10 protein-coding genes are annotated in these 12,437 nt (G+C 38.6%); 8 read left to right on the top strand and 2 right to left on the bottom strand.

What is annotated here, in order from left to right; all coding sequences use genetic code 11:
• The first annotated feature begins 253 nt into the window (after positions 1–253).
• The 3 genes from D9O48_RS04280 to D9O48_RS04270 all read left to right on the top strand — a co-directional run bounded on the left by D9O48_RS04280 (position 254) and on the right by D9O48_RS04270 (position 6,223).
• Entirely contained in the window at positions 254–3,550 is a 3,297-nt protein-coding gene (locus D9O48_RS04280) for a SusC/RagA family TonB-linked outer membrane protein (RefSeq protein ID WP_126970983.1), read from the top strand.
• 30 nt (positions 3,551–3,580) lie between these two features.
• On the top strand, positions 3,581–5,338 hold the full coding sequence (locus tag D9O48_RS04275; RefSeq protein ID WP_126970981.1) for a RagB/SusD family nutrient uptake outer membrane protein: 1,758 nt from the start codon (positions 3,581–3,583) through the stop codon (positions 5,336–5,338).
• A 168-nt stretch (positions 5,339–5,506) separates the two neighbouring features.
• Complete coding sequence (locus D9O48_RS04270; RefSeq protein WP_126970979.1) at positions 5,507–6,223, top strand: 3-ketoacyl-ACP reductase; 717 nt, start codon at positions 5,507–5,509, stop codon at positions 6,221–6,223.
• Between the two features lie 51 nt (positions 6,224–6,274).
• Here D9O48_RS04270 and D9O48_RS19120 read toward each other — a convergent pair whose 3' ends face one another.
• Positions 6,275–6,478 (bottom strand): YqaE/Pmp3 family membrane protein, encoded by a 204-nt coding sequence (locus tag D9O48_RS19120; protein WP_126970977.1) that lies wholly within the window; start codon positions 6,476–6,478, stop codon positions 6,275–6,277.
• A gap of 209 nt (positions 6,479–6,687) precedes the next feature.
• Between D9O48_RS19120 and D9O48_RS04260 the strand changes: the two genes are divergently transcribed.
• Entirely contained in the window at positions 6,688–7,056 is a 369-nt protein-coding gene (locus D9O48_RS04260; protein WP_126970975.1) for a VOC family protein, read from the top strand.
• 24 nt (positions 7,057–7,080) lie between these two features.
• On the opposite strand, the gene D9O48_RS04255 is transcribed toward D9O48_RS04260, so the two are convergent.
• Complete coding sequence (locus D9O48_RS04255; RefSeq protein WP_126970973.1) at positions 7,081–7,473, bottom strand: hypothetical protein; 393 nt, start codon at positions 7,471–7,473, stop codon at positions 7,081–7,083.
• A 112-nt stretch (positions 7,474–7,585) separates the two neighbouring features.
• Between D9O48_RS04255 and D9O48_RS04250 the strand changes: the two genes are divergently transcribed.
• The 4 genes from D9O48_RS04250 to D9O48_RS04235 all read left to right on the top strand — a co-directional run bounded on the left by D9O48_RS04250 (position 7,586) and on the right by D9O48_RS04235 (position 12,428).
• Entirely contained in the window at positions 7,586–8,101 is a 516-nt protein-coding gene (locus D9O48_RS04250; RefSeq protein WP_126970971.1) for a DUF2975 domain-containing protein, read from the top strand.
• A gap of 2 nt (positions 8,102–8,103) precedes the next feature.
• Positions 8,104–8,310, top strand: a complete 207-nt coding sequence (locus tag D9O48_RS04245; protein WP_126970969.1) for a helix-turn-helix domain-containing protein — start codon at positions 8,104–8,106, stop codon at positions 8,308–8,310.
• 75 nt (positions 8,311–8,385) lie between these two features.
• The gene (locus tag D9O48_RS04240; RefSeq protein ID WP_126970967.1) at positions 8,386–9,258 is read left to right on the top strand and encodes an ABC transporter ATP-binding protein; all 873 of its coding nucleotides are present in this window, start codon (positions 8,386–8,388) and stop codon (positions 9,256–9,258) included.
• A gap of 2 nt (positions 9,259–9,260) precedes the next feature.
• Positions 9,261–12,428 carry an ABC transporter permease/M1 family aminopeptidase gene (locus tag D9O48_RS04235; RefSeq protein ID WP_126970965.1) on the top strand — a complete coding sequence of 1,056 codons (3,168 nt, stop codon included), beginning with the start codon at positions 9,261–9,263 and terminating at the stop codon, positions 12,426–12,428.
• Positions 12,429–12,437 lie beyond the last annotated feature (9 nt).

Below are 12,437 nucleotides of genomic sequence, written 5' to 3'. Positions count from 1 at the left end.
AACTGATTCTATAGCTCTCACCGATGGTGGTAATCTTAAATAAAAGTATCCAGATTGTAATTTTTTATATTGTAAATCAATTGCTTGTGAGTCCTTTAAAGAAATCCACCTTATCCTTTACTTTTTTCTCACCTTAAAAGCTACTCAGTTTACAAATTTGTGTAAAGTCTTGCCACAAAGAAAATTTGACTGTTCGATTGTATTGATCCTTTGTGGGCAGAGTTTCAAATCTCTAACAAAAAAACTGCTGCTTATGCAAAAAATTAGTTCGTCAGCGAACAACTATTCTTTTTTGAGGATGTTGTTCGGACTACTCCTTCTTTTTCCTGTAGTACTCAATGCCCAAACAAAAACATTTACAGGTATAGTAACAGATCAGACAGGCCTTCCTGTTGCAGGAGCTACTGTAATGATAAAAAATGCCCTTACCGGCACATATACTGATGAAGAAGGCAGGTTCTCCATCAATGCTGAAACAGGGAATGTATTAGTGATTTCATCAGTCAATTTTGATAATACTGAAATCACTTTGGGTAATGAAACCTCTTTAAAAGTTGTTTTAAATCCGTCTTCCGGGAATCTTGAAAATGTGGTAGTGGTAGGTTATGCTACGCAGAAAAAGGTAAATGTTACCGGTGCGGTTTCTACCATTTCTTCTGCAGAACTGAGTTCCCGGCCAATTACTAACGTATCAAGCGGATTAGCAGGTTTGGCTGCCGGTGTGTTTGTGCGTCAGGGATCTGGTAAGCCTGGTTATGACGGTGCCACTATCAGAATCAGAGGTACGGGATCTTTAAATAACAGCGACGCATTGATCGTTGTAGATGGTATTATCACTTCCAGTATGGATGTGGTCAATCCGGCTGATATAGAAACCATGTCTATTTTGAAAGATGCCGCGTCTGCCTCCATATATGGTGCGCAGGGGGCGAATGGAGTTATTCTAATTACCACTAAACAAGGTAAGCGTGGAAAAACGAATCTGAATTATACAGGAATGTTTTCCAGTGCCAAGGCGGTAGGTCAAATCGATTTTGTGAGTGATTATGCCCGCCACATGAGCTTAATTAATGAGAGTGTGCTCAATCTTCAACCAACAGCAGCACCGATCTTTTCACAACAAACGATTGATGACTGGAAGGCTGCAGCAGCCAATCCGAACGGTTTGAATTCATACGGTGTTCCGAATTGGCTGGCATATCCCAATACGGACTGGTATGATGCGGTTTTTGAAAATAACCTTGTACAGAATCATAACATTTCGGTAAGCGGTGGTACCGATAAACTTCGCTACCTCATGTCGATGAACTACCTGAATAACCCGGGTATTATGAGAAATACCGGTACTGAACGTTATCAGTTTCGTATAAATCTTGAATCGAAAATAAATAAGGTACTTACAGTCGGTACACAAACTTTTGCTTCGCTGCAGAGTGTAGGTATGGCGAATACAGATCTTGCTTTTAATTATCTCAGCCAGACTACGCCGGGGCTGTATCCTTATTATGATGGCAAATATGGTTATCCTTCTGCACTGGAAGAATCAGGAAATGCGAATAACATTATTTCTTATCTCGACCGTACAGGAGGTAAAAATAATCACAACAGAATTAACACCACCCTTTACGCTACGTTTGATATTTTTAAAGGATTATCTTTCATTTCTAAAGTAAACTATCAGCAAAGAACCCAGGAGCAGAATACGCACACTATTCCTACAGACAGATGGGATTTTGCAACCAATACATTAAGATATGCTACGGATGCACCAAACGTGCAGAGCTCTTACTACGGCTTCAATAAAGATTATATGGTTACACTCGATAATGTATTAAGATATAATACACAAATCGGTGATCATAGTATTGGTGCATTGGCCGGTTACAACGAGTATTACTTTAATTACTATGATTTCTCTGCTACTAAAAAAGGATTAATCGATTATAATATCACCACGTTAGGAGCTGTTTCGGATATTGAGAATCTGGCAAATGGTCAGGAGTCAGACCGTTCAATGAGAAGCTGGTTTGGTAGATTGAATTATGGTTATAAAGATAAATACCTGGTAGAAGCTAACCTGCGTTATGACGGATCGTCAAGATTTGACAATAACTACAGATGGGGTTATTTCCCTTCAGTATCCGTAGGTTGGAGAATTTCAGAAGAAGAATTTTTCCAAAAACTTACATCAGTAGTTACCAATCTTAAATTAAGAGCTTCATGGGGTGAGTTGGGTAATAACGGTAGTACTGCTATCAGCAACGACTATCTTTATCAGTCTGTTTACGGTGCCGCAGGATATTCATTCAACGGATTACCGGCTACAGGTTTAAGACAAAGACAAATACCTAACCCTGCATTGCTGTGGGAATCAACCACCCAGAAGAACATTGCATTGGAAGCAACTTTATTTAACTCATTGAATCTTGAGGTAGACGTATATGAAAGAACGACCAATGGAATTATAACAGCCCCACCGGTACCTTTAGTATTGGGAACAGCATTGGCGCCTTATCAGAATACATCTTCAGCACTCAACAGAGGGGTTGAAGTAACAGTAGGCTGGAATAAAATGTTAGGAGATGTGAGATTGAATGTATCTGGTAATATGGGTTATAATAAAACTACAGTAACGCAGTACAAAGGTAAACTGGTTGAAGGTTTTGTAGATGTAAACGGTAACAGAACTTATATGACTAATATCGGCGCCGTTGCATTAGACCCTTCAGCCAACTCAATGGTCATTGAAGATAAATTGATGTATGAGTTTTATATGAGAACCCCGTATCAGGGTAACGGAAGTTATTATCATGGAGACGGCGCTGTAAATATTAATGGTGGTCCGAGAGATGGTATGATCAGAACTGTTGAAGATTTGAATTGGGTTCGTGATATGATTGCGGCAGGTTATACTTTTGCACCCGTTTCAGGTGTGTCTAACGGAACCAATACGGCTTTACTCAATTATGGTGACCTGATTTATGCAGATAATAACGGCGATGGTATATATGGTAGTGATAACGACAGAAAGTTCACTAACACTTCTACTGCTCCTAAATTTAACTTCGGATTTAATTTCGGCCTCCAATGGAAAAACTTTGATATGAGTATGCTTTGGTCTGGTAGTACAGGTATGCAATATTATTGGAACAACGGTTTAAATACCACTACTACAAGAAACGGATTCCATATTACAGAAGCGATTGCGAATGATCACTATTATTTTAATGAGGCAAATCCATCCGACCCTAATAACAATATCAATGGTAAATTTCCAAGATTAAAACATAATTCAGACGCACAAAATCAGGTGTTCAGTACTTTCTGGTTATATGATGCAAGCTTTTTCAAACTTAGAAATTTACAAATCGGTTATACTATTCCTGCACGCATAGCAGAGAAAGCAATGATCAGTAATGCCAGAATATACCTTTCAGGTGAAAACCTTTTACTGATTACCAATTACCCAGGTATGGATCCTGAGTTAGGTACCGGTATGGTTTATCCTACTTTAAGACAGTTTTCTGCAGGTATTACACTGAACTTTTAGAATCTTATTAAGAACAACAAATTTAAGCTGATGAAAAAGCTATTTATAATATTAAGTATTGCAGCATTTATCACCGGTTGCCGCAAAGACCTGCTGGATACTTATCCTTACGATGCGGCGAGCTCTCTTTCGATGTGGACGACAGACGGATTAACCGATCAGGGAATTACCGGTATTTATCAGGCATTAAGATTAAGTATCAGTACCAGCGGTGCTTCAGGAATTGAATTATATCATTTTGACCGTTTCGCAGTAACAGGGCAGGGGCGTAGTTTAGACGGCCTTTTAGGGGCAACCGCTACTTCTGCCAATAGTATGTTCGCTACTTACTGGCAACAACAGTATGAAGGAATTATGAGAGCGAATGACGCTATTATGAATATACCGTTACGTTCTCCTTCTTCAGATCAAAAAAAAGCCAGATACATCGCTGAAAGTAAATTTTTACGTGCATATTTCTACTTCAGATTGAATCAGGTATATAAAGGAGTTCCTTTATACCTTGAGCCGATCACCCCTTCAGAAGCCTATCAGCCTCGTGAAACCGAAGATAGAATATGGGATGCGGTTCTGGCAGATCTTACCGATTGTATTAATGAATCCAATCTTCCTGATAAATATTCGTCAGGCGACCCTAACTTCGGACGTGTTACAAAAGGTGCCGCTTATGCATTAAGAGGAAAAGTATACATGTATAAGAAAATGTGGCCAGAAGCGATCAATGATTTCAGAGAAGTAAAAAATGCAGGGTATGATCTGTTTCATGGTACTTATCACGATTTGTTTATTGAAGCCAATGAACAATCTGATGAAATGATCTTCTCTATTCAGCACCTGAATCAGGAAGGTTACGGTTCTACCACCCAATTTTATTGCGGAACCAGATCTTCTTTCGGATCTTGCTGGAATAACTTCCTGGTATCTCCCAACCTCGTTGATATGTATGATAATGCTGACGGTAGCAAATTTAACTGGGATGATGTTATCCCGGGTTACAATACAATGCCGATAAAAGATCGTGAAGTATTCTTCTTCAGAAATAACCTCACTGCCTCTGAAATTGCTGCTGCTACCAACAGAGGACTCAATATGTCTTTATACCTTCCTAATGGTAATGAGCAAAGAATTAAAGCGGCTTATGAAAACCGCGACCCGCGTTTAAAGGCATCTGTCATTACACCGTACTCTACTTATCTCGGACGACCTATTGACGGAGCAGATGCGCTTTTTACGATGAGATGGCCTGCCCGTACAGAAAATGCACCGGAACATGACCTGTTTACAGATACCAGAAGCTACTTCTATTACCTATACCGTAAGTTCGTATATGAAGGATCAAGCCAGTTGCTTTCACGCATTACCGGGCCGGTTGATTTTCCTGTAATCCGTTATGCAGATGTACTGCTTATGTGGGCTGAAGCCATTAATGAACAAAGTTTCAGCCAGGACGCCGTTGATCTGGTAAACGAAGTAAGGAGCCGCGCCGGTGTAGGTTTATTAAACTCTTCACCTGAAACAACAGTGAATGATCAGGAAGGTCTTCGTCAACGGATCAGAGATGAAAGAAGAGTGGAGTTCGTGAACGAAGGTGTCACTTATTTTGATGAGTTAAGATGGAACAGCTGGAAGGATAAAGTATTTGCAACCGGCAATGGTGTGAAACAGATCTGGGGAGCCAATGTAAGCACTTATGTATGGCAGGGTGATTACATCAGTACATGGCCCATTCCACGTACTGAACGACAAATGAATACCTCCTTAGAACAAAATACCGGTTGGATCGACTAGTTTTTTATAAAGTTTGCTACTCTTATTTCTCAATGAAGAGCCCTGAATATTCAGGGCTCTTTTTGTTAGCAGGTACGATACCCACCAGAACAATTTTCCCCAAACATTGTTATCTTAACTATATTCTCGAAAGAGGTAGACTCAAAGAATAATTGTAAAATCATATATATGAGTAATCTTAAAGGAAAAGCGGCCATCGTTACGGGTGGAGGCAGAGGACTAGGTAAAGCAGTGGCTTTAATATTGGCAAAAGAAGGCGTGGATGTTGGAATCAGTGGAAGAAATGAAGCTAATCTGAAAGCAACCGTAGCTGAAATTGAAGCCCTGGGCGTAAAAGCTGCTTATGCAGTGTTTAGTGTAGATGACGAAAAAGCTGTGCAGGAGGGAATACAGTCTTTGGCTAAAGCATTGGGTGGAGTGGATATACTTATTAATAATGCAGGGATTGGTAATTTCGGAACCATAGAAGACATGCCGGGCGCAGAGTGGGAGCAAGTCATTAAAACCAATTTATTCGGGGTTTATTACGCCGCAAAAGCGGTTTATCCGTTTTTGAAGCAAAGAGGTGCGGGAGATGTTATCAATGTAGCTTCAACAGCCGGTTTGAAAGGCGGCGGAACCATGTCTGCCTATGCCGCGTCAAAAGCTGCAGTTATTTCCTTATCGCAATCCATGATGGCTGAGTGGAGAAAACAAAATATCCGTGTTGTTACTTTAACACCCAGCACTATTGCATCTGATATGAGTATCCAGGGGGGATTAACTGACGGTAATCCCGAAAAAGTATTACAACCTGAAGACTTTGCCGAATGGGTGAGAGATATTCTCAAAATGAACAGGAGAGCGCTGATTGCTAATGCTTCTATCTTTTCAACGAATCCATAAATTATAACTACAGTATACCATTCTTTATGCGAAAAATAGCAGAAAGAATGGTTACCTTTTGTTTTCTTTAATTGCCCGCACAATTCTTTCCGTTCTCTTTTCAGCCCGTGAATTGTTCAATGAAATTACCGCCCAGGCAGCAGCGGGTATCCACCCGATAATAGTTATTTGTAAAAAAAAACAAAAAATACCCGTGAGAATCCGCCCTCTTAAAATAAAAGATAACCACGGAAATATAATTGCAACCAATGTCATTGAATAAATCCTTTATATAAATATAAGCAACAATAGAAACATTGGAAGCATTTTTAGATTTTTTTAGCGTACAGAATAACAATTAATTACCCGGAAACGTACTATTGCCTTAATTCTGAAATCGCCGCAGTAACATCTTTTATCCGGGCTCTGCTCTTTTGTTTTCAGGTTAACGAAATTCGTATCTTCCAAATTGATAAAGAATAAATATGTTGTCAAAAAGCTTATCTATACGACCCTTTCTGGGTACCGTAAATTACAATGAATCCCGCTTTTTTTATCAGAAAATCGGATTTGGTGAAGTTATTATTACACCCAACCTGTCTTTGTTTACCAAAGGTGATCTGGCGTTTTATTTACAGGATTATTATGTAAAAGAATGGATAGAAAATACGATGCTGTTTCTTGAAGTAGAAGACGTTGAATCTTTCAAAACCGAAATTGATCAACTTGAATTACGCGAACAATTTACCTCTGTAAAAATTTCAGATTTACAACATCAGGATTGGGGTAACCAGTTTTATATACATGATCCGGCTGGTAATCTTTGGATTGTTGCTACATTTAAGCCCGCGTAAACATCACCAGCAATCCTCCATCTGCTATTCACTGTGTTTTTGTGAAGATCTTTTCAATTCATATTCTTTTACCTGCTTTTTGGTCGCCAGTTCTTTCCAACTCCATTCTAATATTTCATGTAAGAATTCTTTGTTATACCGATGTACCCACATACAGAGATAAGGATATCCTTTAAAATGATCAGGCAGATGAAATATTTCCGGATGACTGGCCAGATACCGGTCCTGCAATTCAAAGTTTACCCTGATCGGAATAAACTCCCCGCTCTCATGCAGCCGGCACATTAATTTCCCCCGCACTTTTACCGAAGGCGTTCCTTCATGCGATATACTTTCTTCGGCTCCTTCAAAACTTAACGCAATCTGTTTAACCGGCTCAAAATCAGCAGTATTAAATTCAAAAGCAGGTTTTTTCATAATCAGTTGTGTTTGTTAGAGTTAGTTTATTTTAATTAAATATTGTAAAATATAAATAAATTATTGTTTTACGATAATTTATTTATATTTGTAAGGAATTTAAACCTGGTTTATGCAAAGAGTAAAACTTATCTCTAAAATACTGTTTTATATTACGCGGTTATTGTCTTTCTTATACCTCACAGGTATATTATATTCTATTTTTTGTTTATTAACGGGATGGAGTATCATACCCTACGGTGATGGAAAATACCTACATATCCTTTATCCCTTTACACAGCAGCCCTTTTTAAACATCGACAATAATCTTCCGTATATTTTATTTGAGTTTATCATGCCGCTATTGTTGTACGGATTATTCTTTTTGTTAAGCAGTAATGTATTTAAAGTATTTCATCAGCCTAAACTGTTTACGACTGCTGCCGTTCAGCATTTAAAAAATTTCTACTGGGCAAATCTTACTTTACCAACTGCAGCTTTGTTTTGTGCAATGGCTTTTGCTGAAGTGGAAGGAATTGCCATTGCTTTAGTATTTATTCATTACATACTCGGAATCTTTGTTTATTTCCTTTCTGAAATTTTTAAACAGGGTTTGAAGTTACAGAAAGAACAAGATCTATTTATTTAATTATGCCAATTGTTGTAAACCTTGACGTAATGCTGGCAAAACGCAAAATGCAAAGTAAAGAATTGGCAGAAAAACTGGGAATAACACCTGTTAATCTATCAATCCTTAAAACAGGAAAAGCCAAAGGTGTACGATTTGATACACTTGAATCTATTTGTAAAATTTTGCAATGCCAACCCGGTGATATCTTAGAATACGTCGAAGAATAAAATGTATTTCTGAGATCATTTTAATTGCAGCTCCACAAGCTGCCGGATTCGTATTGCCTAAACTCAAGTCATTTTATGAACACGCTTTCTATTCAGAATTTATCGCTGGTTTATAATAACCATACTAAAGCCATTAACGAAGTTTCACTCCAGATTAATAACGGTATGTTCGGATTGCTCGGTCCGAACGGAGCCGGTAAATCTTCTCTGATGAAAACAATCGTTGGACTGCAAAAGCCAACTTCGGGAAGTATTTTTTTCAACGGAGTTGAAATTACTACTGATCCGGCATTTCTTAAAAAACAACTCGGTTTTTTGCCGCAGGACTTCGGTGTTTATCCTAAAGCCAGTGCTGCTCAGTTACTCGATCATCTTGCACTACTGAAAGGTGTTACCGATAAGAAAGAAAGGAAAAATCAGATTGAACAGCTCCTTTATAAAGTGAATCTGTATGAATACCGCAATAAAGAAGTATTCACTTATTCGGGAGGAATGAAACAGCGCTTTGGTGTGGCTCAAACACTACTCGGAAACCCGAAACTTATTATCGTTGATGAGCCTACTGCCGGCCTCGATCCTGAAGAACGTAACCGTTTTAATACCTTACTCACAGAAATCAGTGAAGAAGTTATTGTGCTGTTATCTACACACCTTGTGGAAGATGTAAGGAACCTGTGCTCCAATATGGCTGTTATGAAAAAAGGTACTTTACTAAGTACCGGACAACCTGCTCAGTTAATGACAACAATGAAAAATAAAGTCTGGACAAAATTTATTGATAAAAATGAGCTCCCCGGTTACGAACTTCAATATCAGGTGATCATTAAACAGTTTGTTGAAAGGAAGTTGCTGATTACTGTTGTTTCTGAAGATGCACCGGCGGGTTTTGATACCACCATACCTACACTTGAGCATTTCTATTTTTATACACTCACAAAAAACAACTGATCATGTACCGGATATTTTTATTTGATCTTCAATCGTATACCCGGGGTGTAAGAAATAAATTCATTTGGGTTTTATTATTACTGGGTGGTGTTTTTTGTGGTAATAAATTTAATCTTTCAATAGGAGAGGGAGTTTTTTTGAACGGCACTTACACGATCGGATATATGGTCGGATTTCTTAGCTTATCTATCATTTTTATCGCCTCAATTATTGGAAGCAGGTTACTGTTTAAAGAATGGGATAGCCGCTTTCATTGGATGATCTTTTCAACACCGGTAACCTCTCAACAATTTCTGCTCGGGCGTGTTTTTGCCTTTATTACACTTACCTTTGGTTTTTTTTGCCTGGTCATTGCAGGATTCACCATCGGGCAATGCCTTCGTTCAGAAACCGATCTGAACGGTAAATTCAATATCAGTTACTACCTATATCCTTTATTGGTACTCGGATGTATTAATACATTGCTGGTTTGCGGCGTACTGTTTCCTGTTGCTATATTGTCGCGTAAGAAAATTTTACTGGTAATGGCCGGATTGCTATTGTATGTTCTTTACATGGTGATGCTCCTCTACTCCGGCTCGCCTTTAATGGCTAATGCATTACCACAGTCTTTAACAGCCCAATGGATAGCTGCTGTTACTGATCCGTTCGGACTCTCTTCTTATTTTTATGAAAGTAAAGACCTTACTGTGTTCGAAAGAAACAGTGTGTTGGTTCCTTTGGTCGGTACATTTCTCATCAATAGACTAGCGGTAATCATGATTGCCCTGGCAGGTGTTTTTTTGTCAATTAAGTTTTTTAGTTTTCAAATACCAGAAAAGAAACATAAACGAAGATTTGATAAAGATACCACAGCGTTAAAAAAAATAACAACGGTTCAATATGAAAAAGCATATCCTGTATTTCATTGGAAGGCTGCCGTAAAATCATTACAATCTTATCTGAAACTTGATTTTGTATACCTGTTTAAAAGTGTATCATTTTTTGCAGCCACCTTGCTGATATTATTTTTTGTAGGGATGGAAATGTATGCGGAAATAGAAAAAGGAATCAGAATTCCTCAGAAGTATGCGGGTTCAGGTTTAATGGCAACTGCTATTATTGAAAACTTTTACCTGATAGGTACATTGCTGTCGGTTTACTTCGTTAATGATATCTATTGGAGAAGTCATTCCTCCGGTTTTTCACTCATCGAAAATACCACCCCTTTCTCAATTATGAAGCCATTAGGGCATTGGATCAGTATCTGCCTGTTGATATTCATTTTTGCAGTAATACTGGTAGCAGAAGGTGTATTGTTTCAGTTAATGTACGGTTATCCGGTATTGCTGTTTGAAGCCTATTGGGGAGTAATGATTTTTAATGTGTTTCCTCTTTGCTTGTTAGCTGCTTTATTGATTTTGATAAACACATTATTTAAAAACAGGTTTATTGCATTGGCAATATCCCTTTTGTTTACACTTATGTTTAGCACTCCGGTGGTTAAAAAAATAATCTCGTTTCCTTTGCTTCGTTTTTTAACCGGATTTTCCGGTGAATATAGCGACTTTAATGGTTACGGAAAATACCTTCATTCTTTTGGCGATCGCTTAATATTCGGATGGTCGGTGGTCGGTTTTTTATGGATAGCTTATTTTGTTGTATCACGAAAACATCTTTTCAGAAGCTGCATATTGTTTTTTATCATCTGTTTACTGTTGGCTGGTTATAGCGCACCGCGTTTCGTAAAAGGATATTTGCCGGTGAATGAAAATGAAGAACTGGCATGGAGTGCGAACTACGAAAAGACGTATAAACATTATCAGCATTCGCCACAACCGGTAGTGACAGATGTTCATACCCGGGTAGACTTGTATCCAACCCAAAATGCTTACCGGATTGAGGGTACTTATATTCTTGAAAATCTTACGGTAGAACCGATTTTAAAGGTACTGGTTAATTTTGCGCCTTCTTTAAAAACAAATTCGGCTGTATTCATCTATAAAAACCGTAGTTACTCTTTAAAAGAACAAACAACGGAAGTTTTTTTAAGTGATACATTATATCCCGGTGCAAAAGCTACCCTTGTTTTTAAACTTTCTTATGAATGGTTTCCGGTGAACGGGCATCAGTCTTTCAATGCCATTATTGAAAACGGTTCATTTATGCGAATCAGCCGTTACTATCCGGTAATTGGTTATCAGGAAGAAAATGAACTGATGCACCTGTTTCAACGAAAACAGTCGGGTTTAGGCGAACCGGAGGGAATAAAAAGGGTAGATGCACCCAAAGAAAATAAACAGGATTTTATCCGGTTGAATATGACAGTGTCAACCGAGGCGGGTCAAACACCCATAGGAACCGGTGAACTGGTTCGGGAATGGACGGATAAAGACAGAAGCTATTCTGAATACAAAACCGGAGAATCGGTTCCTTTCAGATTTGCTGTTGCATCAGCAAAATATAAGAGTACGATGGATGAACACCGCGGCATTGCAATCAGGGTATTGTATCACCCCGCGCACTTCGAAAATGTAGAACATTTGATAGAACAAACCCGGCAAAGCCTTGATTACTGTATCGATAACTTCGGAAAATATCCATATTCGTCTATCACCTACGCCGAAATATCTTCATTTACAAAAGGGTTTAATGCAACAGCTTATCCCGGTGTTATTTTTATGACAGAAAATGTTACGTTTCATGCTAACCTCCGGGCAGATAAACAACAAGACGTCATAAATGAACTGGCGGGTCACGAATTATCACATTTATGGTGGGGGAATAACCGGATAGCACCCGACGACAGGGAAGGGGCAACGATGCTAACCGAAACCCTGGCGATGTATACCGAAATGATGATATATAAAAAGGTATACGGAACAGAAAAGATGAAAAAAAGACTGGCAGTTCACCGGCAGATTTACGAATCTGAAAAGGGTTTTTCTGTATCCGAACCTTTGTATAAGGTAACCGGCCGGCATACGCATATTTCTTACTCGAAAGGTGCCCTTGTAATGGTAGAGCTGAGTGAACTGATCGGAGAAGAAAAGCTCAACGAAACATTACGCCATTTTTTGAAAAAGTATAGTTATCCTGAACGGCCGGCCAGTACCGATTTTATTCAGGAACTGTATCTCCACACAGACCAAAAATATCATGATAAAATAAAACAACTTTTCACAGAATAACCCGTGGTA

Source organism: Gynurincola endophyticus (genome assembly GCF_003991195.1).
Lineage (GTDB): Bacteria > Bacteroidota > Bacteroidia > Chitinophagales > Chitinophagaceae > Gynurincola > Gynurincola endophyticus.
Note: the sequence above shows the minus strand (reverse complement) of the source record. Positions and strands in the feature narration are given on the sequence as shown.